This is a genomic window from Psychrobacillus sp. INOP01 (genome assembly GCF_018140925.1).
Classification (GTDB): Bacteria; Bacillota; Bacilli; order Bacillales_A; family Planococcaceae; genus Psychrobacillus.
Genome location: NZ_CP073315.1, coordinates 3,677,176 through 3,701,399 on the forward strand (window position 1 = coordinate 3,677,176; position 24,224 = coordinate 3,701,399).

20 protein-coding genes are annotated in these 24,224 nt (G+C 36.7%); all 20 read left to right on the forward strand.

The features are described 5' to 3' along the window. Positions 1 to 37: 37 nt before the first annotated feature. The 20 genes from KD050_RS17950 (at position 38) to KD050_RS18045 (ending at position 24,193) form a co-directional block, all read left to right on the forward strand. Entirely contained in the window at positions 38 to 844 is an 807-nt protein-coding gene (locus KD050_RS17950) for a DUF3388 domain-containing protein (protein WP_211893680.1), read from the forward strand. A 16-nt stretch (positions 845 to 860) separates the two neighbouring features. Continuing rightward, positions 861 to 1,718: a helix-turn-helix domain-containing protein gene (locus tag KD050_RS17955; protein WP_211893681.1), complete on the forward strand. Its 858-nt coding sequence runs from the start codon at positions 861 to 863 to the stop codon at positions 1,716 to 1,718. 54 nt (positions 1,719 to 1,772) lie between these two features. After that, positions 1,773 to 2,351 carry a CDP-diacylglycerol--glycerol-3-phosphate 3-phosphatidyltransferase gene (pgsA, locus tag KD050_RS17960; protein ID WP_211896348.1) on the forward strand — a complete coding sequence of 193 codons (579 nt, stop codon included), beginning with the start codon at positions 1,773 to 1,775 and terminating at the stop codon, positions 2,349 to 2,351. A 14-nt stretch (positions 2,352 to 2,365) separates the two neighbouring features. Further along, positions 2,366 to 3,622 carry a competence/damage-inducible protein A gene (locus tag KD050_RS17965; protein WP_211893682.1) on the forward strand — a complete coding sequence of 419 codons (1,257 nt, stop codon included), beginning with the start codon at positions 2,366 to 2,368 and terminating at the stop codon, positions 3,620 to 3,622. Positions 3,623 to 3,801: 179 nt separating this feature from the next. Then, positions 3,802 to 4,872 (forward strand): recombinase RecA, encoded by a 1,071-nt coding sequence (gene recA, locus KD050_RS17970; RefSeq protein ID WP_370627144.1) that lies wholly within the window; start codon positions 3,802 to 3,804, stop codon positions 4,870 to 4,872. An 837-nt stretch (positions 4,873 to 5,709) separates the two neighbouring features. Beyond that, the gene (gene rny, locus KD050_RS17975) at positions 5,710 to 7,266 is read left to right on the forward strand and encodes a ribonuclease Y (protein WP_211893683.1); all 1,557 of its coding nucleotides are present in this window, start codon (positions 5,710 to 5,712) and stop codon (positions 7,264 to 7,266) included. 93 nt (positions 7,267 to 7,359) lie between these two features. Next, positions 7,360 to 8,157, forward strand: coding sequence for a TIGR00282 family metallophosphoesterase (locus KD050_RS17980; protein WP_211893684.1), 798 nt, complete (start codon positions 7,360 to 7,362; stop codon positions 8,155 to 8,157). Between the two features lie 85 nt (positions 8,158 to 8,242). Further along, positions 8,243 to 8,509, forward strand: a complete 267-nt coding sequence (locus KD050_RS17985; protein ID WP_090562386.1) for a stage V sporulation protein S — start codon at positions 8,243 to 8,245, stop codon at positions 8,507 to 8,509. Between the two features lie 478 nt (positions 8,510 to 8,987). Then, complete coding sequence (locus KD050_RS17990) at positions 8,988 to 10,742, forward strand: 2-oxoacid:acceptor oxidoreductase subunit alpha (protein WP_211893685.1); 1,755 nt, start codon at positions 8,988 to 8,990, stop codon at positions 10,740 to 10,742. Then, entirely contained in the window at positions 10,729 to 11,595 is an 867-nt protein-coding gene (locus tag KD050_RS17995) for a 2-oxoacid:ferredoxin oxidoreductase subunit beta (protein ID WP_211893686.1), read from the forward strand. Before KD050_RS17990 ends, KD050_RS17995 begins: the two co-directional genes overlap by 14 nt. A gap of 522 nt (positions 11,596 to 12,117) precedes the next feature. Further along, complete coding sequence (miaB, locus tag KD050_RS18000) at positions 12,118 to 13,665, forward strand: tRNA (N6-isopentenyl adenosine(37)-C2)-methylthiotransferase MiaB (RefSeq protein ID WP_211893687.1); 1,548 nt, start codon at positions 12,118 to 12,120, stop codon at positions 13,663 to 13,665. Then, positions 13,665 to 14,102: a YlbF/YmcA family competence regulator gene (locus tag KD050_RS18005; RefSeq protein WP_211893688.1), complete on the forward strand. Its 438-nt coding sequence runs from the start codon at positions 13,665 to 13,667 to the stop codon at positions 14,100 to 14,102. Before miaB ends, KD050_RS18005 begins: the two co-directional genes overlap by 1 nt. A gap of 178 nt (positions 14,103 to 14,280) precedes the next feature. Next, complete coding sequence (locus tag KD050_RS18010) at positions 14,281 to 15,279, forward strand: TAXI family TRAP transporter solute-binding subunit (RefSeq protein ID WP_211893689.1); 999 nt, start codon at positions 14,281 to 14,283, stop codon at positions 15,277 to 15,279. A 77-nt stretch (positions 15,280 to 15,356) separates the two neighbouring features. Further along, a complete protein-coding gene (locus KD050_RS18015; RefSeq protein WP_211893690.1) occupies positions 15,357 to 15,866 on the forward strand; it encodes a DUF1850 domain-containing protein in 510 nt (169 codons plus the stop codon). After that, on the forward strand, positions 15,856 to 17,868 hold the full coding sequence (locus KD050_RS18020) for a TRAP transporter permease (protein ID WP_211893691.1): 2,013 nt from the start codon (positions 15,856 to 15,858) through the stop codon (positions 17,866 to 17,868). The genes KD050_RS18015 and KD050_RS18020 overlap by 11 nt, the downstream gene beginning before the upstream one ends. Positions 17,869 to 17,994: 126 nt before the next feature. After that, on the forward strand, positions 17,995 to 19,005 hold the full coding sequence (locus tag KD050_RS18025) for a LytTR family transcriptional regulator DNA-binding domain-containing protein (RefSeq protein WP_211893692.1): 1,011 nt from the start codon (positions 17,995 to 17,997) through the stop codon (positions 19,003 to 19,005). A gap of 118 nt (positions 19,006 to 19,123) precedes the next feature. Further along, positions 19,124 to 19,972, forward strand: a complete 849-nt coding sequence (locus KD050_RS18030; protein WP_211893693.1) for an ABC transporter ATP-binding protein — start codon at positions 19,124 to 19,126, stop codon at positions 19,970 to 19,972. Continuing rightward, positions 19,969 to 20,676, forward strand: a complete 708-nt coding sequence (locus tag KD050_RS18035; RefSeq protein WP_211893694.1) for an ABC transporter permease — start codon at positions 19,969 to 19,971, stop codon at positions 20,674 to 20,676. Before KD050_RS18030 ends, KD050_RS18035 begins: the two co-directional genes overlap by 4 nt. Before the next feature lie 169 nt (positions 20,677 to 20,845). Then, positions 20,846 to 22,045, forward strand: coding sequence for an MFS transporter (locus KD050_RS18040; RefSeq protein ID WP_211893695.1), 1,200 nt, complete (start codon positions 20,846 to 20,848; stop codon positions 22,043 to 22,045). A 678-nt stretch (positions 22,046 to 22,723) separates the two neighbouring features. Next, positions 22,724 to 24,193, forward strand: a complete 1,470-nt coding sequence (locus KD050_RS18045) for a protein adenylyltransferase SelO (protein ID WP_211893696.1) — start codon at positions 22,724 to 22,726, stop codon at positions 24,191 to 24,193. Positions 24,194 to 24,224 lie beyond the last annotated feature (31 nt).

Below are 24,224 nucleotides of genomic sequence, written 5' to 3' on the forward strand. Positions count from 1 at the left end.
AGTGAAACGTCATCTATAGAGAAGGGAAAGATATAACATGGCTAGTGAATGGTTTTTTGAATATGAAATTCAAGTTAATCGTCCAGGACTTTTAGGTGACATTTCTTCTTTACTTGGTATGCTTCGAGTTAATATTGTAACGATCAATGGTGTAGATGAAGGCAGACGGGGTATGCTTATAAAAGCAGAGAAAAAAGAAAACATTGAACGTTTTGAACATATTGCTTCCACTATGGAAACGATTCAATTGACTAAATTTAGGGAACCTAAGCTTAGAGATCGTCTTGCAGTTCGCCATGGTAGATATATTCAACGTGACGCAGACGATAAAAAAACCTTTAGATTTGTTCGGGATGAACTTGGTCTTTTAGTAGATTTTATGGCAGAAATTTTTAAACAAGATGGTCATAAACTTATTGGGATTAGAGGAATGCCCCGAGTAGGCAAAACTGAATCGGTGGTAGCATCAAGCGTTTGTGCAAACAAAAAATGGATATTCCTGTCTTCTACAATGATCAAGCAAACAATTAGAAGTCAATTGGCAGGGGACGAGTTTAGCGATCGTAATATTTTCATATTAGATGGTATTGTAACGAGAAAATCAAATGATGAAAAGCATCTTCAGTTAGTAAGAGAAATGATGCGGATGCCGACTATCAAGGTTGTGGAACATCCTGATATGTTCATCCAACATTCTGAGTATTCTATTGATGATTTTGACTATATTATCGAACTTCGTCACACTCCTGATGAACAAATCACATATGAAATGATGGAAAAAAACCACGGAATGTCTGACAAAGGAATGACAGGCTTTGGCGGATTTGGTGGATTCAATTTTTAACGGGCAGGTGTTTTAGTTGACTGAACTTGGGGCTCGCTTAAAAGAAGCGAGAACAGCAAAGGGTTATAGTATCGATGATTTACAAGAAATAACAAAAATTCAAAAACGGTACTTGGCAAGTATTGAAGAAGGTAATTATGCAACTATGCCAGGTGCATTTTATGTTCGCGCATTTATAAAACAGTATGCAGAGGCAGTTGGATTGAATGGAGACGAATTATTAGAAACATATAAATCAGAGATTCCCTCTCCATCCAACGAGGAAGTAACAAAAAGTATTCCTGCAACTCCGTCTAGAAGAGCTTTGGGAGGACGATCAACTAGTAAGTTGATGGAGATTTTCCCGATGGTTATGGTAGTAGTATTTGTTATTGCAATTATCGTAATGTCTTGGTTTTTATTTCAAAATAGACCGGATGATTCAGAAGAAAGTGTCACAAACGACGAGTTGCTACAAGAGCAAAAACCGACGTTTGAGGACAATGAAAATATACAACCTGATGATGTAGATGAGCCAGAAGAGGAAGAAGTTGTTGAAGAGGAGGTAGAAGAACCAAAACCTACCCAACAGCTAACTTTCGTAGATATGCAAGGTGTAACTTCAACATATAATTTAGATAATGCTGAAAGCTATTTAGTAAAATTGGTTGCAGTAAATACTACATGGTTGAATATTAGGGATGAAAACGACAAAATTCTTGTGGATCAATCTGTAAAGGCCGGAGAAACCTTCGAATTTGATGCAAATGCATTTTCTAAAATCCGTATACGTCTTGGGCATGCTCCTGGGAATACTGTTACAATAAACGATGAAGTAGTAGAGTTTAAAAGTACAGAGATTACTCAAAACGCAGTAATACAGTTCAACAAATAGTCATCTTAATGATGGCTATTTTATTTGATATTGAAAGGAGTTATTTTTATGAAAATGAATATACCAAACCAAATCTCTTTGTTTCGTATATTTTTAATCCCTATTTTTATGTTTTTTATGCTAGTAGATTTTAATTGGGGAGATGTTACACTACTGGGGGCAACAATTCCTGTAGGACATCTAGTTGGAGCAATTATTTTCATAATTGCATCGATTACGGACTTTATCGATGGGTATTACGCAAGAAAATATAACTTGGTTACAAATATGGGGAAATTTCTTGACCCTCTTGCAGACAAATTATTAGTTTCTGCTGCTTTAATCATTTTAGTTCAGTTTGGAATGGCGCCAGCTTGGGTAGTTATATTAATTATTAGCCGTGAGTTTGCTGTAACTGGTCTTCGTTTAATATTAGCGAATGAAGGGGAGGTAGTGGCGGCCAATCAATTAGGGAAAATAAAAATGTGGACACAAATTGTTGCGATTTCTTCACTTTTATTGGGTAATATATTCTTTGAAATGTTCCATATTCCTTTTGATATGATCATGCTATATGTATGTCTATTCTTTACGGTTTGGTCTGGATGGGATTATTTTTATTTGAATCGCAAGGTGTTACTAGATTCTAAGTAGGAAGGAAGTTCTTCATGAAAGCAGAAATTATTGCAGTAGGCTCAGAACTATTACTAGGGCAGATTTCTAATACAAATGCCCGTTTTATATCCACTCAACTTGCAGAAATCGGTCTGGACGTATACTATCATACGGTAGTCGGAGATAATGCGGATAGGCTGTTAGAATCGATTCAAATAGCAGAAAAACGAGCAGACCTTATTATTTTCACGGGCGGATTAGGTCCTACAAAAGATGATTTAACAAAGGAAACTATAGCGAAGCATTTAGGTATGAACTTAGTGCTAGATAATCATGCAATCATGTATATTGAAGATTTCTTTAAGCGCATGGATCGTAAAATGACGGAAAACAACAAAAAACAGGCACTTGTTTTAGAAGGGTGCACTGTACTTGAGAATAAACATGGAATGGCACCGGGAATGTTACTCTCTACGGAAAGTCATTCATATATACTACTTCCCGGACCTCCAAAAGAGATGGAGCCTATGTTCCAATTCGAGGCGAAGCCATTATTACCGAAGCTCCTTTTGGATGAAAGTGTTATTATGTCCCATGTTATTCGCTTCTATGGAATAGGGGAAGCAGAATTGGAAACAGAAGTGCAGGATCTGCTAGACAACCAAACGAATCCAACACTTGCACCACTTGCCTCTGATGGTGAGGTTACACTTCGATTAACGGCAAAAAGTAATTCGGAAGAGGAAGCTTGGAAAAAGATTGAAATATTACAAGCTGAAATCCTCAACCGTGTTGGCAAATTTGTTTATGGCTATAATAATGATTCTTTACCATCGAAGCTGAGGGAAATCCTTATTGAAAATGACCTCACTATCTCAGCGGCTGAGAGTATGACGGCAGGACTATTCCAATCGGAGCTTGCTGCAGTACCGGGAATGGGAGAAGCTTTGGTAGGTGGAATGATAACCTATACAGAAGACGTGAAGATCAAGCAATTAGGTGTCCATGCTGATATTATCGAGAAATATAGCGTAGTTTCTAGTCAATGTGCAGAGCAAATGGCACTTCGAGTAAAAGAAATATTTCAGACTGATATAGGTGTAGGCATTACTGGAGCAGCTGGTCCGGATGGTCATGGTGGTCAACCAGCGGGTACAATTTGGATTGGAATCGCATTAGGTGATATTAAGCCGGTAACGTATAAACTTAATCTATCAGGTTTACGAAACACGAATAGAATTAGGGCAGTGAAATTTACGATCTATTATTTGATACGTTTACTGCGAGAACAAAAATTAGCAGGAATTTAATTTTGATTAACAAAAACGGCCCAAAATTTAATTTTGAGTCGTTTTTCACGCCCAAAATTAAATAGATGCAAAAAATAAACGAATGAACGTTCGCTTTTTTCTTGTAAATTTCTCAAAGACCGAGTATAGTAAGAATAGAAATAAAAAACATCATCATTTCTTTTGAGGAGGAAATATAATTGGCTAATAATGATCGTAAAGCAGCTTTAGATATGGCGTTAAAACAAATAGAGAAACAATTTGGTAAAGGTTCAGTTATGAAACTAGGTGAAAAAACAAATCTTGAAATTTCTACTTCTTCTAGTGGTTCTTTAGCATTGGATGCAGCACTAGGAATAGGCGGATATCCAAGAGGACGTATTATTGAAATATATGGTCCAGAGAGTTCGGGTAAAACAACCGTTGCTCTACATGCCATTGCAGAAATACAAAAAACTGGTGGTCAAGCAGCCTTTATTGATGCTGAGCATGCATTAGATCCAGTCTATGCACAAAAACTTGGTGTAAATATTGATGAATTACTTTTATCTCAACCGGATACAGGGGAGCAAGCACTTGAAATAGCGGAAGCACTTGTACGTAGTGGCGCAATTGAGATTTTAGTAATTGACTCGGTAGCTGCTTTAGTACCAAAAGCTGAAATTGAAGGAGAGATGGGAGATTCTCATATCGGACTTCAAGCACGTTTAATGTCACAAGCATTACGTAAGCTATCGGGTGTTATTAATAAATCGAATACGATTGCAATATTCATTAACCAAATTCGTGAAAAAGTTGGAGTAATGTTCGGAAATCCAGAAGTTACACCAGGTGGTCGTGCACTTAAATTCTATAGTTCTGTCCGTTTAGAAGTAAGACGTGCAGAAGCTATTAAACAAGGTACCGATATTATGGGTAACAAAACGAAAATTAAAGTAGTGAAGAACAAAGTAGCTCCACCATTTAAAACTGCAGAAGTAGATATTATGTATGGTGAAGGTATTTCTCAAGAAGGAGAAGTAGTTGACATAGGATCAGAGTTTGACATAATTCAAAAAAGTGGTTCTTGGTATGCGTACAATGAAGAGCGCATAGGTCAAGGTAGAGAAAATGCTAAACAGTACTTAAAAGAAAATCCTTCTATTAAGGCTGAAATCACTGGTAAAATCCGTGAATCTCTTGGAATGGCAGCAAGTTCCTTAACGATTGGTGGTCATGAGATCGAAGAGGAAGAAGACGAAGAATTTGAATTATTATTAGATGAAAAATAAAATCCTGATAGTCTCTCATTCATTTGAGAGACTATTTTTTGAAAGAATGTATATGAAATATACTATGAACAATTGGGGTTCATAGTACTTTGAAAATTGATAAAGCCTGCTGATTTCCGTTTCAGGTACACGTTCCGTGGAGTGAGCGATGAATCCTCATCGGAGTTGCCACCTTTTACTACAATCAATGAAGTTAGTAGTACCCAATGAGAAGATTTAGCACAGCCCATCGCTAAGACAATAGAATTAGTTTAAATAATTGTAGTGATAATAATATTCTGTAATCGTTGTTTAATGGCGGCCACTACTATTGGTAGTGGACTACGGAGAAATAATAAGCGTTCACGCAATAAAGAAGCGAAATAGCGAACGAAATTGTATCTTCGTGAGCTTACTCTACGGATTAGAAAGTATTTTTTCTTTCATTACACAAGAATGCACTAAAACTGTTCTTAAAGTTTTAGAAGGGCGACGATCAGTCTCTCTAAAAGATCAGACGCTAATAATATAGCGAGATGTCTGTACAAAGCACTTCGATAACAACAGATACAGGTTTTACCTTAAATGCACTTGCACTTCTACATAGTTAAAATTTGAAGGGCTAATTTTAGAATCACTAGTCGAACAGTCTTAATTTTTAAAAATACACAAGTACAGGTGTTTATTTTGTCCTACTTTTCATATATTATACCTCCCTTCCTTGACAGAGTATTTCTACATCTATACAATTAAAATTGTATAATTTCTTTATTATTAAATGATTATAGGCATTACGTATATGTTTTTGTATATACGTGCCGACTGAAACTAAAAAGTATAGCAATAGGGGGTGTTCGAATGACAGAAATTATCATCTCCGCTTTGCTTGGTCTATTTGTCGGTGCCGTTGTTGGTTATATTTATCTGAAAAACGTGAACGATTCAAAAGTGACTGGTGCAAAACAATCTTCAGCAATCATCATAGATGAAGCAAAGCGAGAAGCGGAAGCGTTGAAGAAAGAAGCACTTTTAGAAGCCAAAGATGAAACTCACAAATTACGAAATGAAGCAGAATCTGACATCCGTGAACGCCGAGGCGAACTGCAAAAACAGGAAAATCGGTTATTACAAAGAGAAGAGAACCTTGATCGTAAAGATGATGCTCTAAACAAGAGAGAAGTAGGTCTTGAGCGTAAAGATGATGCTCTAACTGAAAGACAACAGCATATCGAACAGAAAGAAAACAAAGTGGATGAACTAGTTAACAAGCAACAAACTGAACTAGAAAGAATTTCTACTTTGACTCGAGAAGAAGCGAAAACAATTATTCTCCAAGAAGTAGAAAATGAGCTTGCGACGGATATTGCTGTGATGACAAAGGAATCGGAAACTAGAGCTAAAGAAGAATCCGATAAAAAGTCTCGTGAAATTTTATCCCTTGCGTTACAACGTTTTGCAGCAGATCATGTTGCTGAAACAACCGTTTCTGTTGTTAACTTGCCAAATGATGAGATGAAAGGTCGCATTATTGGCCGTGAAGGACGAAACATTCGTACACTTGAGACGTTAACTGGTATTGATTTAATTATCGATGATACGCCAGAAGCTGTAATTCTTTCAGGCTTTGATCCAATTCGAAGAGAAACAGCCCGTTTAGCACTTGAAAAACTGGTACAGGATGGACGAATTCATCCTGCACGAATTGAAGAAATGGTAGAAAAGTCTAGAAGAGAAGTAGATGAACAAATTCGCGAAATTGGTGAACAAACTACATTCGATATTGGTGTTCATAATTTACATCCAGATCTTATGAAAATTCTAGGTAGACTCCGTTATCGTACAAGCTATGGTCAAAATGTGTTAAAACACTCAACAGAAGTTGCCTATTTAGCAGGGTTGTTAGCTGCAGAACTTGGTGAAGATGTAACACTTGCAAGACGTGCAGGGTTACTACATGACATTGGGAAAGCAATTGACCATGAAGTAGAAGGTAGCCATGTAGAAATTGGTGTCGAGTTAGCAACAAAATACAAAGAACATCCAGTAGTTATTAATAGTATTGCTTCCCATCACGGGGATACAGAAGCTACATCTGTTATTGCCGTATTAGTGGCAGCTGCCGATGCATTATCTGCAGCAAGACCAGGTGCGAGAAGTGAAACATTAGAAAACTACATTCGTCGTTTGGAAAAACTTGAGGAAATTTCTGAGTCCTATGAAGGTGTAGAAAAATCTTTTGCTATTCAAGCAGGTCGAGAAATTCGCATAATGGTTCGTCCAGATCAAATTGATGACCTAACAGCTCATCGTTTGGCGAGAGATATCCGTAAACGAATCGAAGAAGAATTAGATTATCCTGGTCATATTAAAGTGACTGTTATAAGAGAAACTAGAGCTGTAGAATACGCTAAATAGCATACAGTAATGGTGTTCTAATGTTTCATAAGTTAGTATTAACAAAAAGGCTTCGAATTGAAGCCTTTTTTTCGTGAAAGGAATGAAATAGTAATGAGAATATTATTTATAGGTGATATCGTTGGATCAATGGGTCGCGATACGTTAGAAGATTATTTACCAAGACTAAAAAGAAAATATGATGTGGATGTAGTTATTGCAAATGGGGAGAATGCAGCTGCAGGTCGTGGGATTACGAAAAGTATTTTTCAGTCATTGCTCCATATGGGGGTAGACGTAGTAACAATGGGTAACCATACTTGGGATCAAAAAGAAATTATGGACTTTATTGATGACACGGACTATTTAATCCGCCCTGCCAACTTTTCAGAGGATGCTCCTGGTAAAGGAATGACTTCCATCTCCAAAAATGGTCATACCATTTCAGTGATCAATATGCATGGTCGCACATTTTTACCACCACACGATGATCCATTTAAAATGGCTACGGAAATGGTTGAAGAAGCCAAAAAATTATCACCTATAGTCTTTGTAGACTTTCATGCAGAAGCTACAAGTGAAAAGATTGCATTTGGTTGGCATCTAGATGGAAAGGCCTCTGTCGTAGTTGGAACACATACACATGTTCAAACGGCAGATTCTCGTATATTACCAGGAGGAACAGCTTATATCACAGACGTTGGTATGACAGGTCCGTACGATGGTGTTCTAGGCATGAAAAAAGAAGATGTACTCTACCGTTTCCAAACAAATATGCCAGCTCGTTTTGAAGTACCTAAGATTGGACGTTCTGTACTTAGCGGTTTCTTCGTGGAAGTGGACAATACCACTGGGAAAGCAATACACCAAGAACGAATTTATATAAACGAGGATTACCCGTTTAAAGGCTAAAAAGTCTAAAAGATTACTCCTGCGCATACGTTAGGTTATGGACCAGAAGCAAGTTCATAATATAGCGACAAAAGGAGAAATGATAGTGGATTCTTTAAAAGTATCTTCCCGTTCAAACCCAAATTCAGTTGCTGGGGCATTAGTTGCAGTAATTAGAGAACAAGGGTATGCAGAAATGCAAGCAGTAGGAGCAGGAGCATTAAATCAGGCTATCAAAGCGATAGCGATTGCCAGAGGATTTGTTGCCCCAAGTGGAACAGATCTAACTTGTTCTCCAGCTTTCACCGATATTGTCATATCTGGTGAAGATCGAACAGCTTTAAAGTTACTTGTTGAAAAAAAGGCAAAATAGACAGGGGGTCGCTACTTTTATAGTAGCGACCTCTCTTTTTAAAGAAAGTAAATTACTGCCGATTTCCGCAAGGTGATCGATGAAACATCACCGCTACTTACGCGTCGCTTGTGATGTTTCATCTGACTCACTCATTGCGCCAGAGTCGCCGCTCTCCGCGGATATCAAAGAAGTGAGTAGTACCTGTGAGTTAGATTAGACAGCCTAGCAAAAATTAACCGGTAATAATATAGCTACAAGTCTGTCCAAAGCAACTCGGAAAGGATAGAACCAGGTGTTGACCTTTAGAACTCACTCATATTTTTCTTAGATGGTAATATTTTCATTTTATAATTTTTAAGAATAATTTGTGACGATACGTTTCCGTCAAAGGTCTGAATTTCAATAAAAATACGGGGAATACATAGTGATAAACGCTACTTCATGATAAACTAATGAAGGAAATTAGCATTTAATCGAATAGTAAGGAGATGTTTATATGTTGCAACAGCTTTCTTGGAAAGTAGGAGGGCAGCAAGGAGAGGGTATTGAAAGTACAGGAGAAATATTCTCTATGGCGATGAACCGCCTAGGATACTATCTATACGGATACCGTCATTTCTCTTCTCGAATTAAAGGTGGCCATACAAACAATAAAATCTGTGTACGTCCAACGCAAGTTCGTACAATTCCAGATGATTTAGATATTTTAGTAGCATTTGATCAAGAAACAATTGATGTCAATTACAAAGAGTTAACTGAAAAGAGTATTATTCTGGCAGACGCAAAATTCTCACCAGTAGAACCTGAAGAATGTAAAGCGCCTATGTATATTGTCCCTTTCACAGAGATAGCTGCAGAGCTTGGAACATCTCTTATGAAAAATATGGTTGCAATTGGTGCAAGTGCCGCATTACTTAACTTGGATAAAGCTGTATTCCAAGGTGTGGTAGATGAAATTTTCGGGAAAAAAGGACAAGAAGTAGTAGAAAAAAATATGCAAGCTATTCAACAAGGCTTCGATACAATGGCTGAACAGCTAGGAGATCGTCTAGGAGAGTGGGAAATAGCTCCGGCCGACGGAAAACACCGTATGTTTATGATAGGAAATGATGCAATTGCACTTGGCGCATTAACAGCGGGTGTTCGTTTTATGGCAGCTTATCCAATCACTCCAGCTTCCGAAATAATGGAGTATATGATTAAAAAGCTACCACTATTTGGTGGAGCAGTTATTCAAACAGAGGATGAAATTGCCGCTGCTACAATGGCAATAGGTTCAAACTATGGTGGAGTTCGTGCGTTTACTGCATCAGCAGGTCCGGGACTTTCACTTATGATGGAAGCAATCGGTCTTTCTGGTATGACCGAACAACCGCTTGTGATTGTAGATACACAGCGTGGAGGACCTTCAACAGGACTTCCGACGAAGCAGGAGCAATCCGATTTAATGCAAATGATTTATGGTACTCATGGAGAAATTCCAAAAGTTGTTATTGCACCGAGTACTGGGGAAGAAGCATTCTACGATACAATTCAAGCCTTCAATATTGCAGAGGAATTGCAGCTTCCTGTAATTATCTTATCGGATTTACAATTGTCACTTGGTAAACAAACAGTGGAGCCATTTGATTATTCTAAGGTTGAAATCCGTCGTGGAAAATTAGTAGAAAATGAAGAAATTCCTGTAGCTGAAGATAAATCGTACTTCAAGCGTTATGAACTAACGGAAGATGGGGTTTCCCCACGTGTTCTACCAGGAACCGAGCACGCTATTCACCATGTAACTGGAGTAGAGCATGATGAAACAGGTAAGCCATCTGAAGCGTCTACAAATCGTAAAGCTCAAATGGATAAACGATTAGGGAAGCTGAAGCATATTAACTTTAAAGAGCCAGTATATGTGAACGCACCATACGAAGAAGCGGATATACTATTTGTTGGCTTCAATTCTACTAGAGGAGTGCTAGAAGAATTACAGCAAACACTTATTGAAAGTGATGTTAAAGTAAACCATGCACATATTCGTTTAATCCATCCATTCCCTGTAGAGGAAATGCTACCACTAGTTGCGAAAGCGAAAAAAGTAGTAGTAGTCGAAAATAACGCAACAGGCCAATTAGCAAGTATCATTAAAATGAATGTTGGCGGTCATGATAAATTGGTCAGTGTTACGAAATATGACGGCACACCATTTTTACCATTACAGCTTGCAAAACAAGTAAAGGAGTTGCTAACAGATGGTAACATTTAAAGATTTTCGTAATAACGTAAAACCTAACTGGTGTCCAGGTTGTGGTGACTTCTCAGTGCAGGCGGCTATTCAACGTGCTGCAGCAAATGTTGGCATTCAACCACATGATTTAGCAGTAATTTCTGGTATCGGCTGTTCTGGACGAATTTCTGGTTACATTCATTCATATGGTTTTCATGGTATTCACGGTCGTGCACTTCCAATAGCTCAAGGATTGAAAATGGCAAACAAAGATTTACACGTTATCGCTTCTGGCGGTGATGGTGATGGATTTGCAATAGGGATGGGTCATACTATACATTCTATACGTCGTAATATTGATATAACATATGTTGTTATGGACAACCAAATCTACGGATTAACAAAAGGTCAAACGTCCCCACGATCAGCAGAGGGCTTTAAAACGAAGTCAACTCCTGGTGGAGCAATTGAACCTTCTGTTCAACCATTAGAACTGGCTCTTACATCTGGCGCAACATTTGTAGCACAAGGATTTTCTTCTGATATTAAAGAGCTAACTGCTATTATCGAAGCAGGGATCAATCATAAAGGCTTCTCGTTCATCAATGTGTTTAGCCCGTGTGTAACATACAATAAAGTAAATACGTATGATTGGTTTAAGGAACATCTTACAAAGCTTTCTAATATTGAAGGATATGACTCTACAAACAGAGAAGAAGCTATGAAAGTAGTAATGGAAAGAGAAGGACTTGTAACAGGTATCATTTATCAAGATGAAAATGCACCATCCTACCAAGAACAAGTTCCTGGTTACGCACCTACACCACTAGTCGATCAAAATTTGAAGATGAGTGAACAGGAATTCAATGCATTACTTCAAGACTTTATGTGATTAATATTTAGCTCATGAATTTTAACGTTCATGAGCTTTTTTATTATTTGGAAATAATAAAGTTACAAAATTATTTTGATTTCCGTTTCAGTCGGACACTTTCCGCGGGCGATGCCGAGCCCCCTCAGGCAAATATGATATAAATAATGAAGGCTTTATGTATGTGATGTTGTTAGTCTACGTAACCTTATTTACTCCCAGGGGGTCTTGACTTTCAAGCCGGAGTCGCTGCCCTTTATGTGAAAAACATATATGCAGGATCTATATCTAGTTTTAGATTGGCAACGCACATCCGTTTAGACGATCCCACAATGGAGGGATATTTTGTATTGAAAAATATTTACGTGTTTTTTGATTGAATACTCGTGCCGTCCTTAAGAATTCCCAATAACAAATAAAAATTTGAACATAATTTGTCTAATTAAGAAATTTTAAGCTGAATGCCTTGTAGGAACAGAGAACTATTCAGTATAATAGGAGGGATATTCGTACTTTTCACGAATGAAGGAAAGGAGAGTTCTTATGAACGAGGAATCACGTTTACAAAGTACTCAAGTGAAGGAAGCTAGCTCTTTGGATAAAAAATCCGAAAAGGATTATAGTAAATATTTTCAAGCAGTCTATACTCCGCCATCATTAAAAGATGCGAAAAAACGTGGCAAAGAAGAGGTAGAATACCATAACGACTTTGCTATTGCAGAGCAATTTAAAGGCATGGGTCAAAATAGAAAATTTTATATCCGCACATATGGCTGTCAAATGAACGAGCATGATACAGAAGTAATGGCAGGTATCTTCATGCAACTAGGATATGAACCTACGGATACTGTAGATGATGCAAATGTTGTTTTACTTAATACTTGTGCCATTCGTGAAAATGCAGAAAACAAAGTATTTGGTGAGCTTGGTCATTTTAAGCATTTAAAACAAAAGAATCCAGATGTCTTGATCGGTGTCTGTGGATGTATGTCGCAGGAAGAATCAGTTGTCAACAAAATATTAAAAACTTACAATCAAGTAGATATGATTTTTGGTACACATAATATTCACCGTCTTCCTAACATACTAAACGAAGCATACCTTTCAAAAGAAATGGTCGTGGAAGTTTGGTCTAAAGAAGGAGACGTTATAGAAAATTTACCGCGTGTACGTAAAGGTTCGATTAAAGCATGGGTTAACATTATGTATGGCTGTGATAAATTCTGTACATATTGTATCGTTCCATATACACGTGGAAAAGAGCGTAGTCGTCGCCCGGAAGATATTATTCAAGAAATTAGACATCTTGCTGCGCAGGGATACAAAGAAGTAACATTGCTTGGTCAAAACGTAAATGCATACGGAAAAGACTTTGAAGATCTAGATTATCGCTTTGGTGATTTAATGGATGACCTTCGGAAGATTGACGTAGCTCGCATACGTTTCATGACTAGTCATCCTAGGGACTTTGATGACCATTTAATCGAAGTGCTTGCAAAAGGCGGAAATTTAGTAGATCATATTCATCTTCCAGTACAATCTGGATCATCTGATATACTTAAAATAATGGCTCGTAAATACACAAGAGAGCATTATTTAGAGCTAGTTAGTAAAATAAAAGCAGCTATCCCAAATGTATCATTAACAACAGACATAATTGTTGGGTTCCCAAATGAAACAGACGAACAATTTGAGGAAACAATGTCACTATATAAAGAAGTCGGTTTTGAAATTGCCTATACGTATATTTACTCTCCACGCGAAGGTACACCTGCTGCTAAAATGGTAGATAACGTACCGATGGAAGTGAAAAAGGAAAGACTTCAGCGTTTAAATAAGCTTGTAAATGATATGTCGGCTGAAGCTATGAAAAAACATGCTGGACAAATTGTGGAAGTTTTAGTAGAAGGTGAAAGTAAAAACAACCCTGATGTACTTGCAGGCTACACAAGTAAAAGTAAACTAGTTAATTTCGTGGGTCCTAAAGATATTATCGGCCAACTAGTTAAAGTAAAAGTAACAGAAGCAAAAACATGGTCACTTACTGGGGAACTAGTAAATGAAACAATAGAGCAAAAGGTGGGAGTATAATGTCTACTACAAAATATACTAGAGACGATATTATTGAAAAAGCAAAAGAAATTGCAACAATGATTGCAAATACTGAGGAAGTTGAATTCTTCAAACGTGCAGAAGAGCAAATCAATGAAAATACAAAGGTACGTGAAAAAATAGCGAGTCTTAAAAGCTTACAAAAACAAGCAGTCAACTTTCAGCATTTAGGAAAAGAAAAGGCACTTACACTAATTGAAGGTAAGATTTCAGCAATCGAAGAAGAAATTGATAGCCTGCCGATTGTACAACAATTCAAACAATCTCAAGGTGACGTAAATAGTCTGCTACAATTAGTTGCAAATTCAATTTCTAATAACGTAACAAACCAAATTATTGAAGCAACAGATGGTGATTTATTAAGAGGTGAAACCGGCTCTAAGGTAAAAAACACAACATACGATAGTTGTTCATAATTAGAAAATCCAATAAGGCATACATTTGATCCTAACACGATTAAATGTATGCTTTTTTTTGAAACCACTTTACCCTCTATAAAATACCGAAAATACTAAATAGGTTGACAATTAAATAAATTTATATGTTAATATTAATAAGTGCAAGGGGATTATATATAAAAAGGGAGGAAATGGAATGAGGAAAAGACAGTTAAAGTTTTTGAGTATACTAAGCGTTTTAGTATTATTGATACTTGCAGCTTGTGGTTCAACAGATGGGGATTCTTCTGACAGTGGTTCAGAAGGCGATTCAGGTAAAACAAAAGATGATTATAAATTTTTAAGTATGTTAACTGGTGGAACGCAAGGTACTTACTATCCACTAGGTGGAACTTTTGCAGAATTAATCACTACGGAAACAGGTGTTAAAACTACTGCAGAGGTATCTCAAGCATCTGCAGCTAATATGACAGCATTACAAGAAGGTGAAGGTAATATAGCTTTCGTTCAAACGGATATTGCTTACTATGGTACTGAAGGAATAATGATGTTTGAAGGTAAGAAAACAGATGCGGTTTCAGCATTAGGTGCGTTATATCCAGAAACAGTTCAATTAGTTACATTAGCGGATTCTGGAATTACTTCATTTGAAGATTTAAAGGGGAAAAAGGTTTCTGTTGGTGCACCAGGGTCTGGTACCTATGCGAATGCAGAGCAATTGCTTGAAATCCATGGCTTATCAATGGACGATATTGAAGCACAAAATTTAGATTTCGGTGAGTCAACAGATGGTATTCAATCTGGACAAATCGATGCAGCATTTATTACAGCTGGTTATCCAACTGGTGCTGTGGAAGCACTAAATGCTACAAACAAAGTTTCTATCATTCCAGTAAGTGATGAAAAAGCAGACGAATTAATCGAAAAATATCCATATTACGCGAAGGATACAATTCCATCTGGTACTTACGGTTTAACAGAAGAAACTCCAACAGTCTCTGTACTAGCTATGCTAGCAGTAAACAAAGAGCTTCCAGAAGACCTAGTATATGAAATGACAAAAGCAATCTATGGAAATACTGATAAAATCAGTCATGCAAAAGGTGAGTTTATCAAAGCCGAAACTGCTTTAGATGGTATCGGAATTGAAATTCACCCAGGAGCACAAAAATATTTCGATGAAGTCAATAAATAATCTAACAGTTATAAGGGGCTCTGTTGCGAATTGCTTCGAGTCCCTTTTTGTTAACAAAAGTGAGGTTTAACAACTTCATGAAAAAAATAATCGGATTGGTTTTGATTTTTCTTTTAATTATTTTTTGTTTAATCCCTGTCTTTCCGGCGTTTACTTTTACGGAGACTAGAACGGAGCATCCAACTATTCACTATATTTCAATAGAGAAACAGAATAGCTTTCAAATTATTTTCACACATACTATTCACCTTACAGATGTGATAGAAAGCTATAAAGTACTAGAGTCGAATGAAATTCAGTTGGTATCCATGCAATATAGTGATGTTTCAATTGGAATGCCTGGTTATGCCGAGAAAGGTCAAACATTGACTTATGAGAATGGTGTATACACGCTCAAATACGATGAAGCAGTTTTGAACGATTTTATTTTACATATTGGAGATGTAGACAAAAAATTAGATTTTATTTACAACGAGAAACATTTCAATTTAAAAGAAGAGCTCGAAAGAGGTAAGTCGTACGAATTTAAAGTAAAGAAAATCTCGTTGTTTGAAAAAGTGAAAGGAGTCAAATTGAATGGCAGATAAGAAAAATCAAAATATACAAGACAATCAGTTTGAAGAGCTGTCTTTGGAAGAACAACAAGAAATTTTAGAGAAATATGATCTGGAGTCGAATACTCGTACTTTAGATGGTGTGCTTAAATACATTATCTATTTTGGTTTAATGGCATTTTCCTTATTTCAACTTTATACAGCCATTTACGGTCAATTTCCTGCTCAAATTCAACGAACTGTCCATTTAGGATTTGGTTTAGTTTTTATCTTTTTACTATTTCCAGCACGAAGAAAATTTTCTAAGTCGAAAATAGCATGGTATGATTTCATATTAACAGCTGGTGCTTTGTTAATCGGAAGCTATTGGACGATAAACTATACTCGTTTAGTACAAAGTTTAGGTTCCTTAGAGACTATGGACTTCATAGTAGGTTTACTAGCGGTGTTACTTGTCTTAGAGGCATCTAGAAGAGCAGTTGGTTTGCCTATTACAATAATCGCCGCAATCTTTTTGGTATATGCATACTTTGGAGAATATTTCCCTGCATTTATGGCTCATAGAGGTCAAAGTGTCGATAATATTGTCAATTTAATGTTCTACACAACTGATGGTATTTTAGGAACACCTCTTGCTGTTTCATCTACCTATATTTTTGCATTTTTGCTTTTTGGTGCATTTTTAGTAAAAACAGGAGTAGGTCAGTACTTTAATGATTTATCAGTTGCAGTTGCAGGGAAGCTTATAGGGGGTCCAGCGAAGGTTGCAATTTTCTCATCTGCCTTACAAGGAACAATTTCAGGAAGTTCTGTTGCAAATGTTGTTACTTCTGGAGCTTATACGATTCCAATGATGAAATCGCTTGGCTATAAAAAGGAATTTGCTGGGGCAGTTGAAGCATCATCTTCCACTGGAGGCCAATTGATGCCTCCAATTATGGGTGCGGCTGCATTCTTAATGGTTGAATTTATCGGTCGTGGCATAACATATTGGGATATTGCCAAGGCAGCTGCCATTCCAGCAGTACTATATTTTACCGGAATTTGGATTATGACACATTTTGAAGCAAAGCGTTTAGGATTACGTGGATTAACAGATGAACAAATGCCAGATCGGAAAGAAATATTTAAAAAGATCTATTTAATCCTGCCTATTTTCTTGATCATTATTTTAATGATGGTAGGAGTTCCTGTTATCCATTCAGCTTTATATGGGATACTAGCTTGTATAGTAGTAGGACTGATAAACAAAGACACAAAACTTGGTCCAAAGGAAATTTTGGACGCCCTAGTTGATGGAGCAAGAACAGCATTAGGAGTTGTTGCAGCTACTGCATGTGCTGGTATTATCGTTGGGGTAGTTGTAAAAACAGGGTTAGGTTTAAGCTTAGCGACAAGCTTGGTTAAATTAGCTGGTGGAAGTATCATATTAACATTATTCTTCGTTATGATTGCTTCCCTTATTTTGGGTATGGGTGCACCGACCACTGCGAACTATGTTATTACTTCTACAATTGCAGCACCGGCTATAATTACTTTGTTAGCTCCAGATGTTGCCCAAAGTGCTGTACCAATTGTTGTATTATTATCCGCACATTTCTTTGTTTTCTATTTTGGAATAATCGCAGATATAACACCTCCTGTTGCACTCGCCGCCTTTGCAGCTTCAGGGATATCTGGTGGTGATCCTATAAAAACTGGACTTGAAGCTTCCAAATTAGCAATTGCAGCTTTTATCATTCCATACATGGTAGTGTTTTCTCCAACATTGTTGATGATTGATACAACATTGTGGGAAATCATCTGGGTTACATTTACTGCACTAATTGGGATGATTTCTATTGGTGCAGGAATGATAGGCTACTGGTATAGAAAGGTTAATTGGTTGGAAAGAATTTTTGCAGTAGGAGCAGGGTTGTTATTGATATACCCAGAGAGCATGTCGGATGTTATTGGACTTGTCGTATTCGGGATATTATTTGCAATTCAACTGCTTACACGCGAAAAGAAAGATTCGAAAGTAATAGCACTCTAAAATTGTGAAGAATGGATTTCACCTCATTTAACATGAAAAAATTTACTTAAAGTAAAAACACGAGCCCATTTACGGCTCGTGTTTTTATATAATAGAGATAAGATAGATAGAATTGGGGTATATTACATGTCGCTAAAATTTATACAAGCTGAAAAGCAAATGAATGATGCAATACTTTTTCCAGAGTTTAACTTAACAATAAATGAGAGTGAAATTGTTGCACTTTGTACAAACGTCAATGTTCGAGAGCAGCTATTATTCACATTATTAGGGAAAATCAAGTTATCAAAAGGGAACATAGAATATAATCCTAAGCAAAAGCTAGGTTTTTATTTCCTACGTGAAGGGGAGTATGAAAGACTTACAGTGAAGGAATCACTCCAATTCTTCCACCGTATTCATCAATCAGATCAGTCAATTGAAGAGGTTTTACAGATAGTGCAGCTAGATGCCTTAAAGAATAAGAAAATAAAAGAACTTACATATTCAGAAAAGAAACGTGTTCAACTTGCACATTTACTTATCCAAAATCCTGCAATATACATCATGGAAGAACCAGATCAAAACCTAGACATGGAGTCTAAGAAAGTCTTAATAAATGCACTTAGACACCTAAGTTTGTCACATAAAACTATTCTCATTTTAACAAATCAAATAGAAAGTGCTTTGGCTTATTCCGATAAAATATACCGTTTGGATGAAAAAGGACTTCATCCAATTCAAATGGAAGTAGACACACAAGAAGATTCGAATATGAAATTAGAAAATGATTATGAAGAAAAGATAGTTCAGCCTATTCGTTTTGAAAAAATACCAACTAAAGTAAATGAAAAAATCGTATTATTTGATCCTCCAGAAATCGATTATATAGAAAGCATGGAAGGGCAAACCTTTTTACATATTAAAGGAGAAAGTTTTCAGTGTACATTTACGTTAAATGATTTAGAAGAAAGATTATTACACTTTGGATTTTTCCGTTGTCACAGATCTTATATCGTGAATTTACAAAAAGTGCGTGAAGTAATTACGTGGACTAGAAATAGTTATAGTTTAGTTCTGGATGATTCGGAAAAATCATCTGTTCCACTTTCGAAGACGAAAATGGCAGATTTAAAGGGAATGTTGGGCCTCAAATAAGCTCCATTCACCCCAATTTTAACTCCATTCACCTGAAATATAAGGTTTTTAATGAGAATATCTCTTAATCTTAAGTTGTTCATACAAAATGCTCAACAAACAATTAGGAGGGTTTCAATTGGAAAATGCAATCGAAGTGAAGGGCCTAGCAAAATACTATTCAAATTTTAAAGCAATAGAAGATGTTCAATTTGAAGTAAAAAAGGGAGAGATTTTTGGATTTCTTGGACCTAGTGGATCTGGTAAAACAACAACTATTAAAATCTTAACGGGACAATTAAATGCAACAGAAGGAGATGCTTTCGTTTTTGGAGAGAACGTGTCTGTCCTGAAAAATCCAAAAGCTCGGAAAAAATTCGGTGTTCTAACAGATAATAGTGGGTTATATGGAAGACTCTCAATAATTGAAAATCTTCAGCTTTACTGTAAACTGTATGATTTACCCATTTCTAAGGTGGATGAGGCACTGGCGTTTGTGAATTTAAAAGAAGCGGGAAAGAAGAAGATTTCTACTTTATCTAAAGGAATGACACAGCGAGTCAACTTAGCTAGAGCGATATTACACGATCCTGAGTTGTTATTTTTAGATGAACCGACCTCTGCATTAGACCCAGTAAATACACTACATATATACAACGGCTTACGAGCGTTAAACAATAGAGGAACAACGATTTTCCTGACTACTCATGACATGCAGGAGGCAGATACACTGTGTGATCGAGTAGCTTTCCTTCACAAGGGGAAAATTCAGCTTTTAGATAAGCCGAGTGAGCTGAAAAAACCATTCGCTGATGGGACCTTAACTGTAGAATTGTTGAACAATGAAAAAATTGTACTCCAAAAGGATTCAGTTGGTGCAGAAGAAATGTTCCAGCTTATGAAAGAAAATCAAATTCAAACCGTACATTCAAACGAACCAACTTTAGGAGACATATTTGTAAAGGTGACTGGAGGAGAATTGGTATGACGTTTTCATGGAAGAGAGTAAATGCAATTTTTCAAAAAGATTTTAAGGATTTTTCAAGAAATATAGCAGTGTCAATCGTTATTTTTTTACCTCTAATTTTGGCTGCATTATACGAAAGAATGGGAATAGATTCAATTCAAGCTCATTTTATGATTATTAATATGACATTTACAATGGTTGGTACATACGTTCAATGCTGTTTAATAGCAGAAGAAAAAGAAAAGAATACTCTTCGCGGACTTATGCTATCTCCCGCTAGCACATTAGAAATTCTTGGCGGTAAGAGCTTGTTATCATTTATATTAACCATTGCTATAGTTTTCCTCTGTGCATATTTATCAGAATATCGTCCAGCTAACATCGCAATCGTTGCAGTTGCAATTATTATTTCATCTATTTTCTTCATTGGATTAGGAACTTTACTGGGACTTATTGCAAAATCAGTTATGGAATCCTCTGTAATTGTCCTTCCTGTCATTACAATTTTTACAATGGGATCATTTGTAACGGAATGGGCTGATAAGTATCCAATATTGCAGGTAGCTGAATATTTACCAAATATTCAGCTCATCGAACTTGCAACAAAAGTGGAACAGGGAGCAGGGTTCGGTGATGTATTTTCAAACCTAGCCGTAATTGTGATTTGGGCAGTGTTGGTCTATCTATTGACAGCTATTGTGTATAAAAAACGAATGGTGGATTAACTTTAAAAATGATATAATTTGGAAAAATGAAGCGAGGAAATGAAGGAACTTTGCAAATCCCCCTAAGTTCCTTCCGCTTGCTTGAAAAAGGAGCCTGGTATATGAATTGTCCAATCTGATCCCTAAAATCATGTTAAAAAAAACGTGAAATTTAATGTGGGGGATTAGAATGAAGTCAAATAAGAATTTTATTTTATTAGTAACAGGGCAATCTATAGCCAATCTTGGGGATATATTTTATATAGTTAGTGTAATTAGTATTTTATATAATTTAACAAGCTCAGCCGCAATATCAGCCATGGTTCCATTTACGATAACCTCTGCAATGTTTCTTTCCAACTTATTAACTCCATTATTGCTTGGGAAATATCGTTTAAAAACATTGTTAGTCTGGACTCAAGGCTTCAAAACTGTATTGTTAGTCGGACTATTAATATTTGTCCATGTATTTTTAAATGGATCTAATTATTGGGTCATTTACTTCATAATCGGATTAATTGGTTTTTTTGATGGGTGTGCCAATCCTATCATGCGGACTTTTCTACCTTATTACGTAGAAGATAGATTACTTGTTAAAGCAAATGGTATGCTGGAAACACTTACACAAATGATTCAAATAGTCGCTTGGCTTTTTGGTGGTCTGTTACTTCTTGCTGTAAGCCCTATCCAAATGATTATGATTGTCAGTTTCTTGTTTTTAATATCAAGTATAACTTTAAGTCTTCTTCAACATGTAAAATATGAAGAAGAAAAAGAAAAAGAAGCTACCTTCTGGTCAAAGCTCACTGAAGGATGGAGAAGTATAGGTGCTACGCCAGTATTAAGAAAGATCATGCAGATGGATATGATTGAGACAATAGCGGGGACAGTGTGGATTGCAGCAATTGTTTACGTATATGTGGAAGAGGTACTTGCAGCAGGAGAACAATGGTGGGGTTTTATAAATGGATCATTTTTTATAGGATTTTTGGTTGGAAGTCTTTACTGTTTAAAATTTCCTGACTTAGTAGAAAAATATAAATTTTATTTTATTTGTTTTGGTGCGCTGATAAGTGGGATGCTGACGATAGTATTCGGCTCTATTAGTCATCCTGTAATTGCTTTATTTCTTTCGGCAAGTATTGGCCTATTCAGCCAAGTAAAAAATATCCCACAGGAAACAGTTATTCAACGAAGTGTTGCTATAGAAAAACTTGTTACTGTATATACCTCACTCGGAACTGTAGGTAGTGGGATATTTGGTGTATCAGCTCTAGTTATCGGAATTACTACTGATCTAATTGGTGTAAGAGCAGTATTTGTTATTTCAGGTTTACTATTGGTTATTGTGACCTTAATTGTTTTTTTGAATAAAAAATTATTTGTTTAGTAATTCATGGGATGCCTTTAATGGGACCTTAAAGAATGAATAATACAACTGATTTCCGTTTCAGGTGGAGACAAAGGAACGAAGGCTAAGAACGCCACCACGCGAGCGCAACGCCTTCGTGACCAACATCCTGTTGGCCTCCGCAGGGTGAGCGATGAACCATCACCGTCGCTTGCGCGTCGATGTGATGGTTCATCTGTCTCACTGATCCTGCCGGAGTCGCCACCTTTCACTACAATCAATTAGTGTGTAGTACTCCACCATAAGATTTAGCCTCGCTTATCGCTTAGATGATAGGATTGTTTTACGGGCAGTTATCTCCCGCTTATGCTTTTGTCGCTTAGGTCAAACATCGAAATGGGAGTGTACTGCCCGTTAAAGCGGGACAAACGCTATAAGATTACCGAAAAAAGGGATGCTGGTTGGTTGTGACGTTAGTCACAACCAACCAGCATCCCTAAAAATTCATTCGGTAATCATATAGCAAAACGTCTGTACAAAGACCTTCGAAAACAATAGAAACAGGGTTTGAACGGAAAGGACAGAGCATCTTTTAGCCCGGTTTTTCTCAAATTATAAGATAGAAGCAAGAAAAGCGTATTTTCACCAAGTAAGTGTATAATAATATAGAGAAAAGTAACAAGTCTGATTTTATCACTATACAGATAGGATGATACGATGACAGAAGATAATATAAAAGTAGGTTGGAACCTGGAAAATACCTATACCAGCCTTCCCCATATAATGTTTACAGCTATTAATGTAAATCCTGTAAGCGATCCAAAATTAGTCATCTTAAATGATGTATTGGCAACTTCGTTAGGGTTAGATACTAACGCACTAAAAAGTAGACAAAGTGTTGAAGAACTCGCAGGTAATCGCGCATTAGAAGGTGGTATACCATTAGCACAGGCTTATGCTGGACATCAATTTGGACATTTTACTATGCTAGGTGATGGAAGAGCTCTATTGCTTGGTGAACAAATTACGCCCTCAGGAGAACTATTTGATATACAGTTGAAAGGCTCTGGTAGGACACCATATTCACGAGGCGGAGATGGTCGAGCAGGACTTGGACCAATGCTACGTGAATATATTATTAGTGAATCTATGCATGGGCTTGGTATTCCAACAACACGTAGCCTCGCCGTAGTCATCACTGGGGAAGATATTATGCGGGAAGTTGTCCAACCCGGTGCTATTATGACGCGTATAGCTGCAAGTCATCTACGAGTAGGTACATTTCAATATGCTGCAAAATGGGGAAGTATAGACGATCTAAAGGCATTAGCAGATTATGCAATAGAGAGACATTATCCAATATTTATGGATAAAGAAAATCGTTATCTTTTATTACTTCAAGAAGTGATTGAACGCCAGGCCGCTTTAATAGCCAAATGGCAACTTGTCGGTTTTATTCATGGAGTGATGAATACTGATAACATGACAATAAGTGGGGAGACAATCGATTATGGTCCATGTGCTTTTATGGACATTTATAACCCTAAAACAGTATTTAGCTCAATTGATACTCATGGTCGTTATGCTTATGAAAATCAACCGAATATTGCCGCTTGGAACTTAGCAAGATTAGCAGAAAGCTTATTGCCTCTTATTCATGAAGACCAGGATGAGGCTCTGGAACAAGCGCAAGAAGCGATGACAACTTTTCCGGAAAAGTATGAAGCACACTGGCTAACAGGAATGGGAAATAAGCTAGGGATTTTTAATATAGAAGAAGAGGATATTTCATTAATTGATAACTTACTTCAACTTTTGAAGAAATATGGAGCAGACTATACTAATACATTCCGCTTATTGACTCTCGGTAAATTAGAAGAGACAGTTTTGGTTGGCAAAAAGGACTTTGAACAGTGGCATGAAACTTGGCAAGCTAGATTAGAAAAACAAGAAGTATCTAAAGAATTTATAAAGCAACTAATGCAAAAAAGTAACCCTGTAGTCATTCCCCGTAATCACCGGGTAGAAGAAGCACTTGAAGCAGCTGTGGTTAAAGAAGACTATAGTGTATTAGAGAATCTTCTTAAAGTAATATCCAACCCTTACGATTATAATTCGGAATATTTGGACTATACTTCACTTCCTCTAGATACCTCAGGACCATACAAAACATTTTGTGGTACCTAATAAAAGCGAAAGACAAGCCTGTAAACGTTAT